The following is a 23004-nucleotide window of genomic DNA, read 5'->3' on the forward strand; positions in this document are numbered from 1 at the left end:
AAACGCGCTATGGATCGACGTCCCCGGCGCCACCCCCCAGCGCCTTGTAGAGCGTCACCCGGTTGGATGCCTCCTGCAGCCGCAAGGCAATCAGGCCCTGCCGCGCGCCGTACAAGGAGCGCTGGGCATCCAGGGCCTCGAGATAGCTGGACATGCCGTTGCGGAAACGGGCTTCGGCCAGCGTATGGCTCAGCCGCGCCGCTTCGACGTAGGCCCGCTGGGCGTCGAGCTGCTCTTCCACGTGCGCGCGCAGGGCCAATGCATCGGCGACCTCGCTGAAAGCCGACTGGATCGCCTTCTCGTATTCGGCGACGGCGACGTCGGCCGAAATCCTGGCGGCATCCAGGGATGCCCGGAGCGCGCCGGCCTGGAAGATCGGCACGCGGATGTCCGGCACGAAGGACCAGGTCCGCCCGCCGGCGCCGAACAGGCTGGACAGGGAATCGCTGGCGCGGCCGGCGGAGGCGGTCAGCGAGAGGGTCGGGAAGAATGCCGCGCGCGCCGCGCCGATATCGGCATTGGCCGCTTTCAGGGCATGTTCGGCATACAGCACGTCGGGACGCTCCAGCAGCACGGCCGAGGACAGGCCGGCCGGCAGCGGCGCCAGCGCCACCGCCTCCATTCCGCCGTCAGGATCCGGCAGCAGATCGTCGTCCAACGGCGCGCCGACCACCAGTTCCAGGGCATTGCGCGCCTGCGCCAGCGCGCTGCCGTAGCTGGCGACGTCGGCGCGTGCGCTCTCGACGCTGCCCCGCACCGAAGCCAGGTCCACGCCCGACACGGCGCCCAGGGCATGCTTGCGCTCGGTCAGTTCGAGTGTCTTGCGCTGGCTTTCCAGGGTCTGCCGCGCCAGGGCCAGCAGTTGCCGGTCGGCCGCCACGGCGAGCCAGTCGTCGGCGACTTCCGCGATCAGGCTCATGCGCACGCCGCGCCGGGTCTCGGCGGTGGCCAGCCAGGTTTCCAGGGCCTGATCCTTCAGGCTGCGGATGCGCCCGAACAGGTCCAGCTCCCAGCCGCTCAGCCCGACATCGGCGCTGAAGCCGCGGCTGACCTGGGATGCGCCCCCGGCGCTCACGCTGCGCTGCGCGGTCTCGCCGGCGCCGGCATTCACGCCGGGCAGCAAATCGGCGCGCTGGATGCGGTACTGGGCGCGCGCCTTCTGGATGTTGAGCGCGGCGATGCGCAGGTCGCGGTTGTTTTCCAGCGCCAGGCCGATGGTTTTCTGGAGCCGCCGGTCGAGGAATACCTGTTGCCAGTCCAGGGTCGCGACCGGCGCGGCCGCGGCATCGCCGGCCGGGGCATCGCGGAAATGCGCCGGCACCGGCGGCGCCGGCCGTTCATAGTGCGGCGCCATGCTGGCGCAGCCCGCCAGCAGGAGGACGCTTGCGCCCACGGCGATGAGGCCCGGGCGGCGGCAACGGACGCGCATCATCATGGCGCGAGCTCCGGCGAATCGGCCTGCTGCCCGCGCCGTCCGGAGTATCCGGATCCCTGGCGAGCCCTGCCCGGGAAGAGGCTGCGCACGATGACGTAGAACAGCGGGACGAAGAAAATACCCAGGATGGTCGAGACCAGCGTGCCGCCGAATACGCCGGTGCCCAGCGAGTGGCGGCCGCCGGAGCCGGCGCCCGTGCTGACCACCAGCGGCAGCACGCCCAGCATGAATGCGAACGAGGTCATCAGGATGGGTCGCAGGCGCAGGCGCGCGGCTTCCAATGTGGCCGCGATCAGCGGCTTGCCGCGTTCTTCGAGCTCTTTGGCGAACTCCACGATGAGAATGCCGTTCTTGGCCGCCAGGCCCACCGTCGCCAGCAGGCCCACCTGGAAATACACATCGTTGCTCAGGCCGCGCACGGAAGTGAACAGCAACGACCCCACGACCCCGATCGGCACCGCCAGCATGACGGAAAACGGGATGGACCAGCTTTCGTACAGTGCCGCCAGGCAAAGGAACACGAACAGCAGCGACACGGCATACAGCAGCGGGGCCTGCGCGCCGGCCTGCTGCTCCTGGTAGGACAGGCCGGACCAGGCATAGCCGAAACCGCCCGGCAATTGCCGGACCAATGAGGCCATTTCGCTCATGGCGGCTCCGGAACTGACGCCGGCGGCCGGCTGGCCGCTGATCTCCATGGCCGCCGAACCATTGAAGCGCGCCAGCGAGGCCGGCGCACGGCTCCAGCCGGTGCGGGTGAAGGCCGAGAACGGCACCATCTCGTCGTGGTCGTTGCGCACCGACCAGCGGCCGATGTCCTGCGGCAGCATGCGCGCTTCGGGCCTGCCCTGGACATAGACCTTCTTGATCCGGCCGCGATTGATGAAGTCGTTGACGTAGGTGCTGCCGAGCGCGGTCGACAGGGTGCTGTTGATGTCGGACAGCGACAGGCCCAGCGCGCCGGCCTTGGCATCGTCGATATCGAGGTCGAAGGTCGGCGCGTCTTCCAGGCTGGAATAGCGCACCGATGCGAGCCTGTTGTTCCTGGAGGCCAGATCCAGCAACCGATCGCGCGCGGACACCAGCGCCTCGTGCCCCGCACCGCCCAGATCCTGCAGTTCGAACGTGAATCCCGCGCTCTGTCCCAGCCCGGGAATGCCGGATGGCGCCATGGCGAAGACCTGCGCATCGCGAAACTTCCGCGCCATGTCGCCGGTGATGCGCATGCCGATCGAGGCGGCATCGGCCTTGCGATCGCCCCAGTCCTTCAGGCGGATGAAGCCCATGCCGGAATTCTGCCCGCTGCCGCCAAAGCTGAAACCCGCCACCGCCATGATCGAACCGACCTCCGGCTGCTGGCGCACGTATTCGGACAATTGATCCATGACCTTCAGCGTCTGCTCCTGGGTGGCGCCGGGGGGCAGCTTGACCTGCACCATCAGCATGCCCTGGTCCTCTTCGGGCAGGAACGAGGTCGGCAGGCGCCAGAACAGCGCGCCCAGCGCCACCAGGATCGCCGCGTAGACGAGCATGCCGGACTTGCGGCGGTCGGTGACGAGACGGGCCACACCGCCGTGATAGCGCTGGCCGGCGCGGTCGAAGCGCGTATTGAACCAGGCGAAGAAACGGCCGAGCACGCCCTTCGGGCTGCCATGGCCGCCCTTTTCGACCGGCGTCAGGATCGTGGCGCACAGGGCCGGGGTCAGGGTCATCGCCACCAGCACCGACAGGATCATCGCCGAAGAAATCGTCACGGCGAACTGGCGATAGATCGCGCCGGTGGAACCGCCGAAGAAAGCCATCGGCAGGAACACCGCCGTGAGCACCAGGGCGATGCCGACCAGCGCGCCCGTGATCTGCCCCATCGACTTGCGCGTGGCTTCGTAGGGGGACAGGCCTTCCTCGCTCATCACGCGCTCGACGTTTTCGACCACCACGATGGCGTCGTCCACCAGCAAGCCGATGGCCAGCACCATGGCGAACATCGACAGGGTGTTGATCGAATAGCCCAGCAGGGACAGCACGCCGAACGTGCCCATCAGCACCACCGGCACCGCGACCGCGGGGATCAGCGTCACCCGCCAGTTCTGCAGGAACAGGAACATGATCGCGATCACCAGCACGATCGCCTCGATCAGGGTCTTGACCACTTCCTCGATCGAGATTTTCACGAAAGGCGTGGTGCTGTAGGCGATGTTGTAGCTCAGGCCGGTCGGGAAGAACGGCGACAGCTGGGCAAGCCGCGCCTCGACCGCCGCCGCGACATCCATGGCATTGGCGCCCGAAGCCAGCTCGATGCCCATGCCGGCGGCCGGCTTGCCGTTGAAGCGGCCCACCGTGGCATACGATTCGCTGCCGAGTTCGACACGCGCGACGTCGGACAATCGCACCACCGCGCCGCTGCTGTCCGACTTGAGGATGATCGCCTCGAACTGCCCGACCGTCTGCAGCCGGCTGCGCGAGGTCACCGTCGCACTCAGCGCCTGCCCCCCGATGGCGGGCAATGCGCCCAGCGCACCGGAGGAAACATCGGCATTCTGCGCCTCGATCGCCCGCGTCACATCCGAGGGCATCAGCGAAAAGGTGCGCATCTTTTCCGGATCGAGCCAGATGCGCATGGCGTACTTCGATCCCATCACCTGCACGTTGCCGACGCCGGAAACCCGGCTGATCGGATCCTGGATCGTGGAGGCCATGTAGTCGGCGATATCGGTGCCGCCCATGCCGCCGTCATCGGAAGTGAAGGCCAGCACCATGAACATGCTGCCGGAGGACTTGGTCACGGTGACACCATTGTCCTGGACGGAGTCGGGCAGCAGCGGCTCGGCCTGGCGCATCTTGTTCTGCACCTGCATCTGCGCCACGTCGGGATCGGTCCCCGAGGCGAACGTCAGGGTGACCTGGGCACTGCCCGAGGAACTGCTGCTCGAAGACATGTACAGCAGGCTGTCCAGGCCGGTCATCGCCTGTTCGATCACCTGGGTGACCGAGTTCTCGGTGGTCTCGGCCGAGGCCCCGGTGTAAGTGGCGCGGATCGTGACGCTGGGAGGAGCGATGTCCGGGTACTGCTCCACCGGCAGGGTAAAGATCGCCAACGTGCCGGCCAACGTGATGACGATGGCGATGACCCAGGCGAAGATGGGCCGGTCGATGAAGAAACGGGCCATGGCGCGCCTACCCCGCCTGGGTGGAGGACGCCACGGACGTCGCCCGCGCGGCCTCTTCGACGGTCACCGCCTGGCCGGCGGCGGCCTTGCTGCCGCCTTCGACGATCAGCCGTTCGCCGACTTCCAGGCCGCCGCTGACGATCCACTGATCCCGGAGCGCATCGCCGAGCCGCACGATCCGCTCGACCACCTTGTCCCCGTCGCCGGCGAGCTTCACCATGGCTTCTCCCCGGGTGTTCCGCGTGACCGCGCTCTGCGGAATCAGGATGGCGCGGTCATTGATCGCCATCGGCAGCACCGCGCGCACGTAGGCGCCCGGCAGCAGCAGGCGGTCCGGATTGGGCACCACCGCGCGCAGGACGACGTTGCCGGTGCTGGTGGACACGGACGTGCCGACGAACGTCAGCGTGCCTTCCTGGCCATAGGCGCTACCGTCCTCGAGAATGATCTCGACCTTGACCTTGCCGTCCACGGCCCTGAGCGCGCCGCTGTCGAGCTGCCTGCGCAGCGCCAGCAGCTGCGCGCTGGTCTGGGTCACGTCCACGTAGATGGGATCGAGCTGCTGGATGGTGGTCAGGGCGCCGTCCTGCCCGGCGGACACCAGCGCGCCGGGCGTGTAGGCCGAAGTGCCGACGCGGCCGGAAATCGGTGCCGTCACGCGGGTGTAGTCGAGGTTGATCCGCGCCGTCCGCAGCGCGGCCTTGGCGACGGCGACTTCCGCCTCGGCCTGGCGCAAAGAGGCCTCGGCGTCTTCGGTATCCTGGCGGCTGACCGCGTCGATCGCCGCCAGTTCGCGGTAGCGCCGGGCCTTGGGCCTGGCGGCCAGCACCGCGGCCTCGGCCTGCGCAAGCGCGCCCTTGGCGCTGTCGTAGGCGGCCTGGTAGCTGGCCGGATCGATCTGGTAGAGCACCTGGCCCTCATCGACCTCCTGCCCTTCGGTGAACAGGCGCTTCTGGATGATGCCGCCGACCTGCGGACGCACGTCCGAGATCATGTGGGCGACGGTCCGTCCGGGCAGGGACTGCCGGACCGCCAGAGTCTGCGTCGTGACCGGCTGGACGGTGACGATGGCCCGCGCGGGAGGCGCCGGAGGCGTCTCGGACTTGCAGGCCGCCAGCGCAAGGACGAACGAACATGCGAGCACGCCCCGCAGACTGCGGGCGGCGATTGGGCGAAAACCGGCGGAGGACATGCGAACGGCTTGGGAAAATCAAGACTTCCGCATGGTGCGCTCAAAATGTGCAGGAAATCGTAAGAAACCGCCCGCGCCGGCGAGAACGGGCAAAAAAGGCTCCCACGCCGCGCTTTCGGCTTGCTGCCCCCCAAGGGGGCGCTTTTTGCCTTGGGACGGCCCAGCGGCAAAAAAACCCGGGATTTCGGTCTTCGCCCACGTCGCGGCCTGCATGCCGCTCCGATTCGCTAGGCATGAAATGATCCTCAGGGATCATTTCATGTCCGACCTCATCCCGGGAATCGCCCGCTGGACCGGGCACGGATACGGTCAGGCCTTGACGCCGAGATAGCGTTCGATGATCTCACCGTTTTCGTGCAGGTCCTTGGGCGTACCCTCGTACACCACATGGCCGTTGTTGACGATATAGGCGCGGTCGGCCAGCGACAGCGCGGCGCGCACGTTCTGCTCCACGATCACGATCGTCTGGCCGGCGTCCGCCAGCTGGCGGCACACCGACATCAGGTCGCGCACGATCAGCGGGGCCAGGCCCTCGAAGGGCTCGTCGAGCAGGATGATGTCGGCGTTGCGGATCATGGCCCGCGCGATCGCCAGCATCTGCTGCTCGCCCCCGGAGAGCTGCTTGCCCCGGTTGCGCTTGCGTTCGGCCAGGCGCGGGAAGGTCGCGTAGATCTCGTCCAGGGTGCGCGGCCTGGGCGCCGTCATGGCCGCCAGCTGCAGGTTTTCCTGCACCGAGATCGAGCCGAACACGCGGCGTTCCTCGGGCACCAGCTGGATGCCCAGCGCCGCGCGGCTGTAGGGCGGCAGGTGCTGGATTTCCACGCCCCGGTGGCGGATCGCCCCGGACTTGACATCGACCATGCCCATCAGGGACTTCATCGTGGTGCTCTTGCCGGCCCCGTTGCGCCCCAGCAGGGCCACGACCTCGTGCTCCTCGATCCGCATCGAGACGTCGAAGAGGATGTGCGAATCACCGTAATAGCTGTTGATCTTGTCGACTTCAAGCAGACTCATCGTCCATCCCTCCAAGGTAGGCGGCCTGGACCGACGGATCCCTGCGGATCTCGTCCGGCGTGCCCTCGGTCAGTTTGCGGCCTTCGTACAGTACCGTGATGCGTTCGGCCAGTTCGAACATGGCGTCCATGTCGTGTTCGACGATCACCATGCTGCGACCCTGGCGGATCGACTTGAGCAGCGACACCACCAGGACGCGCTCCTCGGGTCCGAGGCCGGCCAGCGGTTCGTCGAACAGCAGCACGTTGGCGCCCGTGGCCAGCGCCAGGCCGATTTCCAGGCGCCGCTTCTCGCCGTAGGACATTTCCGAGACCTGCGTGTCGGCATGGTGGCTGAGGTCCACCAGGGCGATGGCCGCGTTGACCTGGGCATCCAGATGCTCGGAATGCAGGTTGCTCAGCAGGTCGGCGCGATAGCGCCCGCGCAGCCGCGCCAGGACCGGGATCATGACGTTCTGGCGCACGGTCAGGTGCTCGAAGAGCTGGTTGATCTGGTAGCTCTTGCTCATGCCCAGCTGGCAGACCGAGGTCACGCCGATGCCGGTGATTTCCTGGCCGCGGAAGAAGACCTTGCCCGTCGTCGTCGGCAGCTCGCCCGCCAGCATGGCGAAGAAGGTCGACTTGCCGGCGCCGTTGGGGCCGATCACGCCGTGCAGCTCGCCTTCGCGCAGGGTGAAGTCGATGTCCGAGTTGGCCTTCAGGCCGCCATAGTGCTTGCTGACGCCGCGCGCTTCCAGGACGGGGGCGCCGGGCCGCGTCGTGGCCAGGGGCGGCACGATGTCCAGGGACCCGGCCACACGCGTGCTGGCCCCGTCGTCGACGTCGGCCGGCAGTTGCCGGCGGCGGCGGAACAGGCTGATCAGCGCGCCCGCCACCCCGTGGCGGAACACTGTCACCAGCACGACGAAGACGATGCCCAGGATCAGCTTCCAGTACGGCCCCAGGCTGCCGACCTGCTGCAGGCCCTCGTACAGATAGAGCCAGATGGTCGCGCCCAGCAGCGGACCCAGCAGCGTGCCGGCCCCGCCCATCACGGTCTGGATGACCAGTTGGGCCGAGGTGTCCAGCGCGAAGGCGTCGGGCGGCATGTAGGACTGGAACAGGCCCAGCAGGCCGCCCGCCAGGCCGCCATAGGCGGCGGCGACCACGAAGACGATCAGCTTGTAGGACTGGATCGAGTGGCCCAGCGCCATGGCGCGCTTGGGATTGCCCTGGATGGCCTTGAGCACGGCGCCGAAGGGCGAGCGCACGATCCGCCGGGCGACCAGGTAGCCCAGGAAGAAGAGCACCGCCACGAACCAGTACATGGGCCAGCCGCTGGAGATGTGGATGTTGATGAAGCCCAGGGACAGCTCCGGCGGCGGTACGCCGGCGATGCCGTTTTCGCCGCCGGTGTAGTCCTTGAAGACCGAGTTCTCCATGAAGTAGAACATCTCGCCGAAGGCCAGCGTGCTCATGGCGAAGTAGATGCCGGTGCGCCGCAGGGTGAGGTAGCCGATGATCAGGCCCATGACGGCGGCCGCCACCGTGCCGATGACCAGCGCCAGCAGCATGTTGGGCACCACCCCGTCGGTCAGCAGGTACGCCGTGACGAAGCCGCCCGTGCCGTAGAAGGCCGCCTGGCCGAAGGACAGCAGGCCGGTGTAGCCGAACAGCAGGTCGAAGCCCAGCCCGAACAGGCCCCAGATCAGGATGCGGGTGAGCAGGTCCGGGCTCATGCCCAGGGCCGGCAGGATGAACGGGGCCACCAGCAGGCCCGCCCCCACCAGCATTTCCGGAAGCTGTCTGCGCATGGCGCCTCCCGTGTTGTGCGCGGCCGGCCGCCGCGTCGCGGTCCCCGTGCCGGCCGTCGCCGTTGTCGATTGAGCCGAGTTCATTCCCGTCCCTCCTGTCCCATCAGGCCCTGCGGGCGGAAGATCAGCACCAGCGCCATGGCGATGAACAGCATGACGTCGGAATACTGCGGATTGATCATGGCGGTCAGGCTGAGGATTTCACCCGCGATGATGCCGCCGATGATCGCCCCCGGGAACGAGCCCACCCCGCCGATCACCACCACCACGAAGGACTCGACCAGGTAGCGGAATCCCATGTCCGGCGTGAGCGCGACGATGGGCGAATTGATCACCCCGGCGAAGCCGGCGGCCATGGCGCCGATGCCGAACACCAGCAGGAAGGTGCGCTTGACGTTGATGCCCAGCGCGTTGACCATCTGGGCGTCCTCGATGCCGGCGCGCACGATCAGCCCCAGGCTGGTGCGGTACAGCACGAAATACAGCAGCAGCAGCGTGGCCGCCGCGATGCCCAGGGTCTCCAGCCGGTACAGCGGATAGATCAGGGTGCCCAGGCGGGCGATCCCCTGGCCCCATTCGGGCGGCGTGACCGACAGGCTGACGCCGCCGTACAGGCCGCGCACGATTTCCACCAGGATGATGCTGATGCCGAAGGTGACCAGGATCTGGTCCTCCGGCGGCCGGCTGTAGTACTTGCGCATCAGGCCGCGTTCCATGACCAGCCCGCACGCGAGCGCGACGGCCGAACCCCCGGCGACCGCCAGCACGAAAGAATCTGTCAGACCATAAACCGTGTATCCCGCATACCCTCCGACGACGAACAGCGCGCCGTGGGCGAAATTGATGACACCGAGCGTGCCGTAGATGATCGTCAGGCCGGTACTGATGAGCGCCAGCAACAGGCCGGTGGCCAGCCCGTTGAATAGCTGCGAAAGAAACAAAGACATGCTCGGCATCGAGTTGCCTCCTGTGAGAGTCCCGGAACTCGCTTCCGGCCACTTCCCCGGAAGCGGGGAAATGGCCGGAAACCCGTGCTTAGACGTAATCGCCCATCTTGCAGCCCAGCAGGCCCAGCGGGGGCAGGACTTCTTTGCCGCTGACGACCTGGACGATCTCGAAGAAGTCCTCCGGATTCTTCATGTCGGCGGGCTTCTTGCCGCGCAGGATCGGGAAGTCGACGATGCCCTGGTGGTCCTCGGCGCGGAACGTGACCTTGCCCACCGGGCTGTCGCGCAGTTCGCCGGCCTCCAGGGCCTTGACCACGTCGATCGGGTAGAAGCTCTTGGCGCGTTCCACCGCGTCGGCCCACAGGACCAGGGCCAGGTAGGCGTACATGGCCGAATCCCGCGGCTTGCCGCCGAACTTCTTCTCGTAGGCCTCGACGAAGTCCTTGGCGACGGGATTGTGGTCCTCCATGGTCCACCAGAAGCCCTGGGCGGCGTAGACGCCCTGCATGACGTCGGCGCCGACTTCCTTTTCCAGGTAGGCGGACATGTAGGGAATGACGATCTTCATCTTGTCGAGCAGGCCGAACTGCTTGGCCTGCTTGATGGCGTTGGCGGCGTCCGCGCCGTAGGCCACGACGACCAGCACGTCGGCGTCGGTGTTGGCGATGTTGATCAGGTAGGAGCTGTAGTCCTTGGCGCCCAGCGGGTGGACCTGGTTGGTGACCGTCTTCCAGCCTTCCTTCTCGGTGAACTCCTTCATGGACTGGGTGGTGGTGTGGCCGTAGGTGTAGTCCGGCGTCAGGTAGGCGGCCTTGCGGTTCTTGCCGAGTTCCTTGGCGACCACCGGGGCGATGGCCTTGCAGGCCATGTAGGCGAAATAGCACAGGCGGAAGCCGTAGCGCTGGCAGTCCACGCCGGTCGTTTCGTTGGAGCCGGAAATAGCCGTGAAGTATGGGGTGTGCTCGCGGTTGCAGACCTTCTGCAGCGCGATGGCCACCGCGCTGCTGGTGCTGCCGGCGATCATCATGGCCTTGTTGTCATGGATGAAGCGGGTGGCCGCCTGCACGCCGGTGTTGGGCTTGGTTTCGGCGTCGGCCGAGCCGAGCACCAGTTTCTTGCCCAGGATGCCCTTCTTGATCAGCGGAGAGATCTTCTGGACCTGGGGCGCCCCGGCGTTGATCTGCTCGGCGGCCAGCTCGTAGCCGTTCTTCTGCTCGGCGCCCTGGGCCGAATACGGCCCCGTCAGGTCGACGGTCAGGCCGACGAACACGGAGTCGCCATCGGCGCCGGCGGGCCAGGCCCCCAGGGGCTTCTTGTCGTCGGCCAGCGCAACCCGGGCGGTGCCGGGCAGCAGCATGCCGCCGGCCACGCCCGCCGCGCCCGCTTTCAGCACGGAACGGCGCTTGACCTGCGTCTGCATGGCTTGTCCCAAAGTCTTTTTGTCCTTCATTGGTTTGTCTCCTGTCGAGTGGCCCCGGGCACTGGATGCGCCCGGCTGAAACACGGTAATTCCAGCAAAACCCCGCGATTTTTTTATGCGGCACAGCTTTGTTTTTATCCCTGCAGGAAATCTCGGACCGGATTTTCAAAAGGCCTGATTTCTGCGTGATGCTATTAGTAAAATTTGAAACTTACGCAAAACTTACGCTGCCGCAGAAGGCATGGGAGCGGCCCCGCGAAGGGAAGGCAAGACCCCGCCCCCACTGGAGAAAGCGGATGCGCATCCCATTGATTCAGCGCGAAAATTTGTTTTAATGTTGAATGATGCAATGCAATATGATCAGGGTTATTGCTTAAGGGAAAACCGCAGTTATGACTTACCCTTAATATTGCGCCGCACCATGAAAAACGGGGCCCGAAGGCCCCGTTCATTCAAGCTCAAACTATCTGGTTCAGCGCAGCCGAATGCGCGCGGCATATTCCCGCAGGACCTCGATGCCCGGATCCTTGCGCGGCCAGACCAGGCCCACGCCGTCGTTCTCGTGACGCGGCAGCACGTGGATGTGGGCGTGCGGCACGGTCTGCCAGCCGGCCGGGCGGTTGGCCTGCAGCAGCGTCAGCCCTTCGGGCCGGAAGGCGTCCTGGACGGCGCGCGCCACGCGATGGGCCAGGCGCATCAGATCGGCCGCCAGGTCCTCGTCCATGTCGAGCAGGGTGGCGTAGGGCTCACAGGGAGCGACCAGCACGTGGCCCGGGTTCAACTGGCCGGCGTCCATGAAGGCGAAGACGCGGGCGTCGCGATGGACGATGGCGGCCGGGATCTCGCCGGCCAGGATGCGGGTGAAGACGGTTTCCATGGGGGTGCGCGCTCCGGAAAGGCCCGTTGCCGGGCCGGGGGTCGGGTCCGGCCACGGTAGCACATCGGCAGGCCGAAGCCTACGGGGATGCCGTGCCCAGGTCCTGTTCGACGGCGAAGCAGGCCACCTGCCACCCGCCTTGCGGCAGCAGGGCCGGCAGGCGCTCGCGGCACACCGGCATGACCCGGTGGCAGCGTGAGCTGAACGGACAGCCCGGCGGGGGGTTCAGCGGGCTGGGCAGCTCGCCCGACAGCTTGATGCGTTCGCGCCGGGCCGCGTCGTTCAGGCGCGGCGTGGCCGACAGCAGCGCCTGGGTGTAGGGATGCAGGGGCTGGCCGAAGATCGCCTCCTTGGCGCCCTGCTCCACCACCCGGCCCAGGTACATGACCATGACCTCGTCGGCCAGGTGCTCGATCACCGACAGGTCGTGGGAGATGAACACGTAGGACAGGCCCAGGTCGCGCTGCAGGTCCTGCATCAGGTTCAGCACCTGGGCGCGCACCGACACGTCCAGCGCGGAGACGGCCTCGTCGGCGACCAGGATCTCGGGATCCAGCATCAGGCCCCGGGCGATGGCGATGCGCTGGCGCTGGCCGCCGGAGAACATGTGCGGATAGCGGCTGTAGTGCTCCGGCCTCAGGCCGACCCGCTCCATCATGGCCTGGCCGCGCGCCCGGCGAGCGCGCGCATCCAGGCCGGTGTTGATGATCAGGGGCTCTTCCAGGATGTCGCCGATGCGCTTGCGCGGATTGAGCGAGGCATAGGGATTCTGGAAGATGATCTGGATCTTGCGGCGGCGCAGCTTCGCCAGGGCCGGGTCGGCGCGCGACACGTCCTGGCCCCGGTACAGCAACTGCCCGGCGGTGGGCGGCTCGATCATGGTCAGCACCCGGGCCAGCGTGGACTTGCCGCAGCCCGATTCGCCGACGACCGCCAGGGTGCGGCCTGCCCGCAGGCTGAAGGACACGCCGTCCAGGGCCTTGACGGACTTCGCCGGCTTGAGGAAGCCGCCGTCCACGGCATAGTGACGCTTGAGGTCGATGGCCTGGAGGACGGAGGCTCCGCTGGTGTCAATAGGCAGCACTGGGATCTCCATTAGGTGTTGGCAGGCTGTTTTGCCGCCGGGCCGCCCCAAGGCAAAACGCGCTCCCCCGGGGGGCAGCAGGCGGCCGCAGGCTGCGCGGCATCGGGGCTCTTATCCTTCGTCGGCAGGCCGGCGTCGTCCAGCGGGGTATGGCATTTGACCTGCCGGCCCTCCGGCCCGGCCGGTTCGGGCTCGCGGGCGCGGCACAGGTCGGTGGCGTAGGGACAGCGCGGGCTGAGCAGGCAGCCCTGGGGCCGGTCGTAGCGCCCCGGGACCACGCCCGGCAGCGACACCAGGCGCTCGGCGCCGCGGGAAAATTCCGGCAGCGCCCGCAGCAGCGCCTGGGTGTAGGGATGGCGCGGATGGCGGAAGATGTCCGACGCGGGGCCGGATTCGACGAGCTGGCCGGCGTACATGACAAGGATCCGGTCGGCGGCCTCGGCGACCAGGGCCAGGTCGTGGGTGATCAGCACCAGCCCCAGCCCCTCGCTGCGCTGCAGCGACAGCAGCAGGTCCATGATCTGGGCCTGGATGGTCACGTCCAGGGCCGTGGTCGGCTCGTCGGCAATCAGCAGGCGCGGCTTGCAGGCGATTGCCATGGCGATCATGACGCGCTGGCTCATGCCGCCCGACAACTGGTGCGGATAGGCCCGCAGGCGCGATTCGGGGTCGGGGATGCCGACCTGCTCCAGCAGCTCGATCACCCGGGACCGCAGCGCGCGCCGCGAACCGCCGCCGTGGGCCCGCAGGGCCTCGGCGATCTGGTATTCGACCGTGTAACAGGGGTTCAGGCTGGTCATCGGATCCTGGAAGATCATCGAGACGTCCGATCCGATCAGCGAGCGGCGCTGCTTTTCCGGCATGCGCAGCAGGTCCTGGCCGTCGAAGCGCAAGGCGTCGGCGCTCACCCGGCCGGGAAAGTCGATCAAGCCCATCAGGGCCAGGGAACTGACGGATTTCCCCGAGCCGGACTCCCCCACCAGACCGACCACCTCGCCCGCCTCGACACGGTAGCTGATGCGGTCCACGGCCTTGAAGGGCGCGGCTTCGTCGCCGAAATGGACGGACAGATTCTGGATTTCGAGCATGTTCCGTCCTCCTACACTTTCAGGCGCGGGTCGAGGGCGTCGCGCAGGCCGTCGCCCATCAGGTTGAAGGCCAGCACGGCCAGCAGGATGGCCAGGCCCGGGAAGGTCACGACCCACCAGGCGCTCTGCGCGAACTGCAGCACGTTGGCCAGCATGGTGCCCCATTCCGGGGTGGGCGGCTGCGCGCCCATGCCCAGGAATCCCAGCGCGGCCATGTCCAGGATGGCGTTGGAAAAGCCCAGGGACGCCTGCACGATGAGCGGCGCCAGGCAGTTGGGCAGGATGTTGACGAACATCTGCCGCCAGGCGCCCGCCCCGACCACGCGCGAGGCGATCACGTAGTCGCAGGTCATCTCGCGCAGCACCGCCGCGCGCGTCAGGCGCACGTAGTGCGGCAGCGCCACGAAGCTGAGCGCCAGGGACGCGTTGACGATCGACGGCCCGAAGATGGCCACCAGCACCAGCGCCATCAGCAGGCTGGGCAGGGCCAGCATGATGTCGACCACGCGCATGATGGCGATGTCGATGATGCCGCCCATGTAGCCCGCGATGACGCCGAAGAAGATCCCCAGCACCAGCGAGACGCTGACCACCAGGAAGCCGACCAGCAGCGACAGCCGCGCGCCGTAGATCAGGCGCGACAGGATGTCGCGGCCCACGTCGTCGGTGCCCAGGATGAAGCGCCAGGAACCGCCGTCGAGCCAGGCGGGCGGCTGCAGCAGGGCGTCGCGGTATTGCGCGGCCGGGTCGTGCGGCGCGATCAGCCCCGCGAAGACCGCGATGAGCAGCATGGCGGCGATGTAGCACAGGCCGGTCAGCGCCCCGCGATTGCGGCTGAAGTCCTGCCAGAAGGACTTGAACGGCCCCGGCGGCGCCGGGATGGCCGTGGTTGCGGTCGTGGACATGTCAGTTCCTCCCCCGGCGATGGCGGATGCGCGGATCGGCCAGCCCGTACAAGATATCGACGCACATGTTGACGATGATGATGAGGGTGGCGACCATCAGCACGCCGCCCTGGACGATCGGATAGTCGCGCTGCTCCAGGCCGTGGATCAGCCAGCGCCCGACGCCCGGCCAGGAAAAGATGGTTTCGGTCAGGATCGCCCCGACCATCAGCACGCCGACCTGCAGCCCGATCACCGTCAGCACCGGCAGCAGCGCGTTGCGCAGGGCGTGCACCACGACCACCCGCAGGCGCGACAGGCCCTTGGCGCGCGCGGTGCGGATGTAGTCCTCGTTCAGGACCTCCAGCATCGAGGAGCGGGTCATGCGCACGATCACCGCCAGCGGGATCGTCGCCAGCACGAAGGCCGGCAGCAGGATGTGGTGCAGGGCATCCAGGAAATTGCCCTCTTCGCCGAACAGCAGCGTGTCGATCAGCATGAAGCCGGTCAGCGGATTGTCGGGGTCCAGGAACACCGCGGCGCTGACGCGTCCGGACACCGGCATCAGGTCCAGCTGCACGGACACCAGCATGATCAGCATCAGGCCCCACCAGAACACCGGCATGGAATAGCCGGTCAAGGCGGCTGTGATGGCGGCGTGGTCGAAGAACGAACCGCGCTTGACGGCGGCCAGCACGCCCACCGGGATGCCGATCAGCAGCGCGATCGTCATGGCGACGGCGCTGAGTTCCAGCGTCGCCTGGAAGCGCGGCACGAACTCGGACCAGATCGGCTCGCGGGTGGTCAGCGAGGTGCCCAGGTCGCCGTGCAGCACGTTCCAGACGTAATGGCCGTACTGCGCCCACAGCGGCTGGTCCAGGCCCAGCTGGGCCATCATGGCCGCGTGGCGTTCGGGAGACAGGCCGCGTTCGCCCGCCATGATCATCACCGGGTCGCCGGGAATCAGGTGGATGAACGCGAAAGTCAGCAGCGTGATGCCGACGAACGTCGGGATGGCCAGGCCGACGCGTTTGAGAATGAAGGAAAGCATGGCGCGCAAATATCCCCCCTGGACAGGGGGATCTCGGGTAAGGAATGACGATCCGCGCCCCGGCGGGGCCTGTCGGACAGGCGCCGGGGCGCGGATCGCGGGTCGGCGGGCTTACTTGCCGAGGCTGACGTGGTCGAAGATGTGGCGGCCCACGGGCGACACGGTGTAGCCCTTGACGTCCTTGCGCAGCGGCTCGAACACCGTGGAGTGCGCGATCATGACGGCCGGGGCCTGCTCATGCATCATGACCTGGGCCTGCTTGTACAGTTCGACGCGCTTGGCGTGGTCGGACGTGGTGCGGGCCGGCTGGATCAGGTCCTCGAAGGGCTGGTAGCACCAGCGGGAATAGTTGGAGCCGTCCTTGGCCGCCGCGCAGCTGAACAGCGTCGCCAGGAAGTTGTCCGGGTCGCCGTTGTCGCCCGTCCAGCCGATCAGCATGGTCTGGTGCTCGCCGGCCTTGGTGCGCTTCAGGTATTCGCCCCATTCGTAGGTGACGATCCTGGCCTTGACGCCGATCTTGGCCCAGTCGGACTGGATCATCTCGGCCATGCGCCGCGCGTTGGGGTTGTAGGGGCGCTGCACCGGCATGGCCCACAGGTCGGTCTCGAAGCCGTCCGGGTAGCCCGCCTCGGCCAGCAGGGCCTTGGCCTTGGCCACGTCGTACGGCCAGTCCTGAACCGCGTCGTTGTAGCCCCACATCGTCGGCGGCAGCAGGTTCTTGGCCGGCTGGCCGGCGCCCTGGAAGACGGCGGCGATGATGGCGGGCTTGTCGATGGCCATGGACAGGGCCTGGCGCACGCGCACGTCGGTATAGGGCTTCTTCTCGGTGTTGAAGGACAGGTAGCCGACGTTCAGGCCGGCCTGTTCCAGCAACTGGATGTCCTTGTTCTTGCGCATCGAATCCAGGTCGGCCGGATTCGGGTACGGCATGGACTGGCACTCGTTCTTCTGCAGCTTGGCGTAGCGCACCGAGGCGTCGGGCGTGATGGCGAACACCAGGCGGTCGACCTTGGGCTTGTCGCCCCAGTAGGCCTTGAACGCCTTGTACAGGATGCGCGCGTCCTTCTGGTAGGTGACGAATTCGAAGGGGCCTGTGCCGATGGGGTCGGTGTCGACCTTCGACGGCGTGCCGGCCTTCATCATGGCGTCCGCGTATTCGGCCGACTGGATGGAGGCGAAGTCCATGCCCAGGTTGGCGATGAACGGGGCTTCGGGACGGGTCAGGACGAAGCGGACGGTGTGGTCGTCGACCTTTTCGATGCGGTCGATGAGCTTGCCCATGCCCATGCCGTCGAAGTACTGGTAGGAGCCGTTCGAGACCTTGTGGAAGGGATGGTCGGCGTCCTTCTGGCGCAGGAACGAGAACAGCACGTCGTCGGCGCCGAATTCGCGGGTCGGCTTGAAGAGCTTGCTGGAATGGAACTTCACGCCCTTGCGCAGGTGGAAGGTGTAGGTCTTTCCGTCCTCGCTGACGTCCCAGGATTCGGCCAGGCCCGGCACGATCTCGGTGGTGCCGGCCTTGAATTCGACCAGGCGGTCGAAGATGGGATGGGTCGCGTCGTTGGTCGTGCCCGCCGTGAAGAACGCGGCGTTGAAACCTTCGGGAGAGCCTTCGGAACAGTAGACGTAGGTCGTGTCGGCGGCCTGCGCAGTCGCCATGGCCATGGACACCAGGGCCAGGCCCAGCGATCGCTTGAAGATCTTGTTCATCGTTACCTCTTTGAGTGTGACCACGAGTGGCGGAAAGACTCGGCGGCAGGGTCGGATTGCTTCCCTGCCGTAAATTTTTTGAAACATAGCACGGAACACCACGCATATTCCAGCATCCGGGCATCAAGGATTACCCGAGTGTCGATTCGCGCAATTTCGTGAAATATCTTCCGCGCCGCGTGGCCCGCGGCCGTCCGCCGTCCGCCGCGCGGCCCGCAAGCCGCCCGGAGGAGCCCCGTTCGTCCCGGGGCGGCCCGGGCAGCAAAGCGGGCTTACTGGCCCAGGCCCGCCAGGTCGCCGAACTGCGCGGCGAACTCGGCCGGCGACATCGTGCGGCCGTTGGCCGTGACCTGGCCGTCGGCATAGCGGTAGTCGGCCTCGGTGGCGTCGCCCCGGCGCTGCGCCAGGCCCTGGCGCTCCAGCCGGCCGGCATACTGGTCGAACAGCATGCTCGTCAGCGCCACGGCCATGTCGGCGCCCTCGCCGTGCTGCGTCTGGCGTACCACCTGCAGCAGCATGGGCTTGGACAGGCTCAGGTGCGCGGAGAGCTGGCGGATGGCGCTTTCGATCAGCCCGCCCAGGTCCTGCGGAGCGTCCTCGGGCGCCGGCCGGAATTCGGCCAGGGCCTTGAGCTCGCTCGTCCCCTGCGGGGTTTCCCAGCGCAGGGCGTCGAGCGTCAGGCGCGGGCCGGCGGCGAGCACGGGCACGGCCAGGGCACACAGGCGCTGCCGGTCCTGCTCCGACAGTTCCTCGTCCGGGTCCTCGCGGCGATTGAGCTGTCCCAGCGCGTCGGCCAGGGCCTGCAGTCCGGCCACGTCGAGGTGCTCGGCGGTCAGGGCCAGCGTGATCCGGCCCAGGTCCTGGCGATCGACCTGCAGCTGGCCCAGGTCGTAGGCCAGGCGGCTGTCCAGCAGGCCGCCGATGCGGACGGTGTCCGAACTCAGCGACGGCCCGATGAACGCCACGGGAGGCGCATCGGGGACATCGACGCGGACCTCTCCGAACCGGGCGTGCTGCCGCGACTGCAGGTCGGTTTCGCCGCTGCGGGTCGTGCGGCCGTCGAAATCCAGGCCCTCGAACCGCGCCCGGACGCCGGAATCCGCGTCCACCGCGGCCAGCCGGTCGATGCGCCCGGACACGGCCGTCTCGCGTGTTTCGGGATCGTAGTCGATGCGCACCAGGCCGCCGCTGAAGTCCAGCCGGTTGTCGGCCAGACGGACCGGTTCCAGGCGCCATTGCGCGGCGACCCGGCCGTCGAATCCGATCCGGGACCGCAGCGTCCAGGGCGCCGTGCCGGCCGGCTGGGCGTCGAACCAGGGCTGCCACAGCCCGCCCGGCAGAGGCTCGATCAGGCTCCAGGCCGCCGCGGGCCGCCATTCGCCCTGGCGGACGGCCGCCCAGGGCCAGGGGCCATGCGCTAGGGCGTCATGCAGGCCCAGGGTCTGGTCCCGGCCGTCCTCGTCGCGGAACTGGAAGCCGTAGCGGATGTCCGAGGAAAACACGCCGCGCCGGTACGCCTGGATCGTCAGGACGGGGCGCGGATCGGCGGACGCCCATTGCGCGGCGATTTCCTGGTTGGCCTGCTCCACCCAGTCCTCGACGCGGTCCTGGGCCAGGCGCCCGGCATACCAGGAGGCGCCCGTGTAGGCGAGGGCCAGGGCGGCCACCAGGCCGGCGGCGGTCTTCAGGGAGCGGTGGCTCATCGGGGATCTTCTCCATCGGGGCGCCCGGGGGCGCGGTCATACAGCCTGATCAGTTGCGAGGCGTCCTGCGCCCCCAGGCCCTGGCGGCTGGCCAGGCGGTAGCTTTGCCCGGCGGCCGCGGCCACCGGCATGGCGGTGCCCTGGGCGCGCGCCAGCGCCGCCACGGTGTCCAGGTCCTTCAGCATGGTGTCCAGGGTGGCCTGGGCGGGCCCGGGCGCCTGGGTCATGCGCGGCACGAAGATCCGCAGCAGCGTGGAATCGGCCCAGCCGCCGGCCAGGGCTTCGTCCAGGCGCGCCGCGTCCACCCCGGCGTCCCGCGCCAGGACGACGGATTCGGCGATGGCGGCGATCGTGGCGGTCACGATGGTCTGGTTGCAGAGCTTGGTGACCTGGCCGCTGCCCACCGGCCCCATGTGGGTCACCCGGCTGGCGTAGGCCATCAGCAGCGGCGTCGCGCGGGCGCAGGCGTCGGCCGGGCCGCCCGCCATGATGGCCAGGGTGCCGGCCGCCGCGCCGCCGGTGCCGCCGGACACCGGGGCGTCCAGCCAGACGGCGCCGTTGGCCCGGGCCAGCCGCCCGGCGAATTCGCGCGTCTCGGCCGGCGGGATGGAGGAATGGTCGATCAGCAGCTCCAGGGAGCCGGCCTGCGCCAGCCCGTCCGCGCCGAACACCACGTCGCGCACCGCGTCCGCGTCGAACAGGCACAGGGCGACCCAGGCGCATCGTTCGCCCAGCTCGCGCGGGCTCGCGCAGACTCGGGCGCCGGCCGCCTGGATGTCCCGCAGGGGGCCTGGGGAGCGGTTCCAGACGTGGACCTCGTGCCCGGCCCGCAGCAGACGGTTCACCATGGGCACGCCCATGCGGCCCAGCCCGCAGAATCCGATCTTCATGGCCATCCGGTCCGTTCGAGGGGTCATTCGGGCCGCTTGCGGGACAGTTCGCGCGGCAGGGGGAAGGCGACCTGCTCGCGCACCCCGTCCAGGGGGCGCACGGAGCGCGCGCCCAGTTCCTTCAGCCGGTCGATCACCTGCCGCACCAGGACTTCGGGCGCGGAAGCCCCGGCGGTCACGCCGATGCGCCGGGCGTCGCGCAGCCACGCCGGATCGATCATGTCGGGATGGTCCAGCAGGTAGGCGGTCACGCCCTTGCGCTCGGCGACTTCGCGCAGGCGGTTGGAGTTGGAGCTGTTCGGGCTGCCGACCACCAGCACCAGGTCGCATTGCGGCGCCATGACGCGCACCGCGTCCTGGCGGTTCTGCGTGGCGTAGCAGATGTCGCTTTTCTTGGGCTCGGCGATGCCGGGAAAGCGCGCGCGCAGGGCGGCGGCCACCTGGGCGGCATCGTCGATGGACAGCGTGGTCTGGGTCACGAAGGCGAGGCGGTCCGGATGGCGCACCTGGAGGGCCTGGACGTCTTCCACCGACTCGACCAGGTACATGCCGTCGTCGGCCTGGCCCAGGGTGCCCTCGACTTCGGGGTGGCCCCGGTGGCCGATCATGACGACCTCGCGGCCTTCCTTGCGCATGCGGGCGACTTCGACGTGGACCTTGGTCACCAGCGGGCAGGTGGCGTCGAAGATGCGCTGGCCGCGCCGGGCGGCCTCGTCGCGCACGGCGCGCGAGACGCCGTGGGCCGAGAAGATCACGATCGCGCCCGAGGGGGCGTCCTCGAGTTCGTCGATGAAGACGGCGCCCTTGGCGCGCAGGTCCTCGACCACGTAGCGGTTGTGCACGATCTCGTGGCGCACGTAGATCGGCGCCCCGTGGATTTCCAGGGCGCGCTCGACGATCTCGATGGCCCGGTCGACGCCGGCGCAGAAGCCTCGCGGCTGGGCCAGGACGATCTCGGCACCCGGCGCGTCCGTGGAACGGTCCTGGATCACAGCACCCCCAGAATCTTGACCTCGACCTGCAGGTCGATGCCGGCCAGGGGATGGTTGAAGTCGAACAGGGCGGCGTCGTCGCGCAGGGTCTTGAGCACGCCGGAATAGCGGCCGCCGTTGGGCGCCACGAACTCGACCATGTCGCCCGCCTCGAACTCGGTGTCGGGCGGGGCGTTGCGCGCCATTTCGTCGCGCCCGACCCACCGCAGCAGGTCCGGGTTGCGCTCGCCGTAGGCCTGGGCGGCCGGCAGGTCCGCCGTGAAGTGCTCGCCCTCCGGGCGGTCGAGCAGCAGGGCCTCGATGCCCGGCGCCCATTGGCCGATGCCCATCTGCAGGGTGGCGGGCCGATCCAGGAAGGTATCGACGAAGACGGTGCCCGCGCCGGGGCCCGTCAGCAGTTCGATGCGGTAGTGCAGCGTGACATAAGAGTCTGGCCGGACATGCTGCGCGGCTTGAGTTGAGGTCAAAATGCCCCCGTGAAGGATTCAATGCAAACCCATACATTTTAGGGCCTATCATGCCACAAGACACCCGATCTCCCTGTTTCGAACGTCCCCGGGAACGCCTGCTGCGGCACGGCGCCCAGGCGCTGACGTCGGCCGAGCTGCTGGCGGTCCTGCTGCGCACCGGCACGCGCGGCCGCGACGCCGTGGACATGGGGCGCCGGATGATCGAGCATTTCGGCGGACTGCGCCGCCTGCTGGCGGCGGAATCCTCGGCCCTGCTGGCCTTTCCGGGCATGGGCGCGGCCAAGACCTGCGAACTGATGGCGGTCCAGGAACTCAGCCGCCGCGCGATCGAGGAGCCGCTGCGCAACGGCCGCGCCCTGAGCCAGCCCGACCGGGTCAAGCAGTTCTGCGCCCTGCGCCTGGCGCACCTGCGGGTGGAGCACTGCATCGCCCTGTTCCTGGACAGCCAGCTGCAGCTGATCGAATGCGCCGAGGTCGCGCGCGGCACGCTGTCGCATGCCTCGATCTATCCGCGCGAGGTCGTGAAGGCCGCGCTGGGGCACCACGCCGCCGCCCTGATCCTGGCCCACAACCACCCCTCGGGCCTGGCCGAGCCCAGCCCGGCCGACATCGCCCTGACGCGCCAGTTGAAGCAGGCCCTGGCCCTGGTGGACGTGCGGCTGCTGGACCACCTGATCGTCGGCGCCACCGAGGTCACGTCCCTGGCGGAACGGGGGCAGGTCTGAGTCGGATGCCCACACCGGGATACCCGCGCGCGCCCCTGGACCTCGCACCGCCCGCGTAGTAGAATGGTGGGCTTATCTTGGATACGTTGCCAGGGTTCTGATGCGGATCGCTTCCCTTTTCGAAGGGGCCCCGCGTCCATCCGGCTGGCGGTCCCTAATCACCCACCCACGGATTCCATCATGAAAGAAGGCATTCATCCCGAGTACCGCGAGGTCGTGTTCCTCGACCTGCAGACCGGCAACAAGTTCATCTCGCGTTCGTCGCTGAATTCGCGCGAGACGACCGAGATCGACGGCAAGACCTACCCGCTCTTCAAGTGCGACGTGACCTCGGAATCGCATCCCTTCTACACCGGCGCCCAGACCCGCATCGTCGAAACGGGCCGCGTGGAAAAGTTCCGCGCCCGCTTCGCCCGCACCGCCGGCACGGTAAAGAAGTAAGGGCCCCCACGCTGCGCAAGCTGCGCTTGCTTGCTGCCCCCCAAGTGGGCGCTTTTTGCCTCGGGACGGCCCGGTGGCAAAAAACATACTAAGCAGCACCCTCTTCCCGCAGCAGTAGTCGC

The 23004-nt window shown here is 68.0% G+C and carries 19 protein-coding genes; 2 read left to right on the forward strand and 17 right to left on the reverse strand.

The window, feature by feature from the left end:
- Positions 1–7: 7 nt before the first annotated feature.
- The 17 genes from ACFO27_RS01140 to ACFO27_RS01220 form a co-directional block, all read right to left on the reverse strand.
- A complete protein-coding gene (locus tag ACFO27_RS01140; RefSeq protein ID WP_376815638.1) occupies positions 8–1435 on the reverse strand; it encodes an efflux transporter outer membrane subunit in 1428 nt (475 codons plus the stop codon).
- Entirely contained in the window at positions 1432–4602 is a 3171-nt protein-coding gene (locus tag ACFO27_RS01145; protein WP_376815639.1) for an efflux RND transporter permease subunit, read from the reverse strand. Before ACFO27_RS01145 ends, ACFO27_RS01140 begins: the two co-directional genes overlap by 4 nt.
- 7 nt (positions 4603–4609) lie before the next feature.
- Positions 4610–5746 (reverse strand): efflux RND transporter periplasmic adaptor subunit, encoded by a 1137-nt coding sequence (locus tag ACFO27_RS01150; protein WP_376815640.1) that lies wholly within the window; start codon positions 5744–5746, stop codon positions 4610–4612.
- 357 nt (positions 5747–6103) lie between these two features.
- Positions 6104–6808, reverse strand: a complete 705-nt coding sequence (locus ACFO27_RS01155) for an ABC transporter ATP-binding protein (protein ID WP_376815641.1) — start codon at positions 6806–6808, stop codon at positions 6104–6106.
- Positions 6795–8600 carry a branched-chain amino acid ABC transporter ATP-binding protein/permease gene (locus ACFO27_RS01160; RefSeq protein WP_376815642.1) on the reverse strand — a complete coding sequence of 602 codons (1806 nt, stop codon included), beginning with the start codon at positions 8598–8600 and terminating at the stop codon, positions 6795–6797. The genes ACFO27_RS01155 and ACFO27_RS01160 overlap by 14 nt, the downstream gene beginning before the upstream one ends.
- An 80-nt stretch (positions 8601–8680) precedes the next feature.
- Positions 8681–9547 (reverse strand): branched-chain amino acid ABC transporter permease, encoded by an 867-nt coding sequence (locus ACFO27_RS01165; RefSeq protein WP_376815643.1) that lies wholly within the window; start codon positions 9545–9547, stop codon positions 8681–8683.
- Between the two features lie 88 nt (positions 9548–9635).
- On the reverse strand, positions 9636–10997 hold the full coding sequence (locus ACFO27_RS01170; RefSeq protein WP_376815644.1) for a substrate-binding protein: 1362 nt from the start codon (positions 10995–10997) through the stop codon (positions 9636–9638).
- 442 nt (positions 10998–11439) lie between these two features.
- A complete protein-coding gene (locus ACFO27_RS01175) occupies positions 11440–11844 on the reverse strand; it encodes an HIT family protein (protein WP_323029779.1) in 405 nt (134 codons plus the stop codon).
- A 79-nt stretch (positions 11845–11923) separates the two neighbouring features.
- Positions 11924–12940, reverse strand: coding sequence for a peptide ABC transporter ATP-binding protein (locus ACFO27_RS01180; protein ID WP_376815645.1), 1017 nt, complete (start codon positions 12938–12940; stop codon positions 11924–11926).
- Complete coding sequence (gene dppD, locus ACFO27_RS01185) at positions 12940–14016, reverse strand: dipeptide ABC transporter ATP-binding protein (RefSeq protein WP_376815646.1); 1077 nt, start codon at positions 14014–14016, stop codon at positions 12940–12942. Before dppD ends, ACFO27_RS01180 begins: the two co-directional genes overlap by 1 nt.
- An 11-nt stretch (positions 14017–14027) precedes the next feature.
- Positions 14028–14921 carry a dipeptide ABC transporter permease DppC gene (gene dppC, locus ACFO27_RS01190; protein WP_376815647.1) on the reverse strand — a complete coding sequence of 298 codons (894 nt, stop codon included), beginning with the start codon at positions 14919–14921 and terminating at the stop codon, positions 14028–14030.
- Position 14922: 1 nt separating this feature from the next.
- Complete coding sequence (gene dppB, locus ACFO27_RS01195; RefSeq protein ID WP_323029777.1) at positions 14923–15951, reverse strand: dipeptide ABC transporter permease DppB; 1029 nt, start codon at positions 15949–15951, stop codon at positions 14923–14925.
- A 111-nt stretch (positions 15952–16062) separates the two neighbouring features.
- A complete protein-coding gene (locus tag ACFO27_RS01200) occupies positions 16063–17661 on the reverse strand; it encodes an ABC transporter substrate-binding protein (RefSeq protein ID WP_376815648.1) in 1599 nt (532 codons plus the stop codon).
- A gap of 272 nt (positions 17662–17933) precedes the next feature.
- A complete protein-coding gene (locus ACFO27_RS01205) occupies positions 17934–19364 on the reverse strand; it encodes a YdgA family protein (protein ID WP_376815649.1) in 1431 nt (476 codons plus the stop codon).
- On the reverse strand, positions 19361–20254 hold the full coding sequence (locus tag ACFO27_RS01210; RefSeq protein WP_376815650.1) for an NAD(P)-dependent oxidoreductase: 894 nt from the start codon (positions 20252–20254) through the stop codon (positions 19361–19363). The genes ACFO27_RS01205 and ACFO27_RS01210 overlap by 4 nt, the downstream gene beginning before the upstream one ends.
- A gap of 23 nt (positions 20255–20277) precedes the next feature.
- A complete protein-coding gene (gene ispH / locus ACFO27_RS01215) occupies positions 20278–21246 on the reverse strand; it encodes a 4-hydroxy-3-methylbut-2-enyl diphosphate reductase (RefSeq protein ID WP_376815651.1) in 969 nt (322 codons plus the stop codon).
- Entirely contained in the window at positions 21243–21713 is a 471-nt protein-coding gene (locus ACFO27_RS01220) for an FKBP-type peptidyl-prolyl cis-trans isomerase (RefSeq protein ID WP_323023818.1), read from the reverse strand. Before ACFO27_RS01220 ends, ispH begins: the two co-directional genes overlap by 4 nt.
- A 50-nt stretch (positions 21714–21763) precedes the next feature.
- On the opposite strand from ACFO27_RS01220, the gene radC reads away from it, so the two are divergent.
- On the forward strand, positions 21764–22441 hold the full coding sequence (gene radC, locus ACFO27_RS01225; RefSeq protein ID WP_376815652.1) for a RadC family protein: 678 nt from the start codon (positions 21764–21766) through the stop codon (positions 22439–22441).
- Positions 22442–22621: 180 nt separating this feature from the next.
- Positions 22622–22882, forward strand: a complete 261-nt coding sequence (locus tag ACFO27_RS01230; RefSeq protein WP_376812898.1) for a type B 50S ribosomal protein L31 — start codon at positions 22622–22624, stop codon at positions 22880–22882.
- The last annotated feature ends 122 nt before the right edge of the window (positions 22883–23004 follow it).

It is taken from the genome of Castellaniella denitrificans (genome assembly GCF_042653765.1).
Lineage (GTDB): Bacteria > Pseudomonadota > Gammaproteobacteria > Burkholderiales > Burkholderiaceae_B > Castellaniella > Castellaniella denitrificans.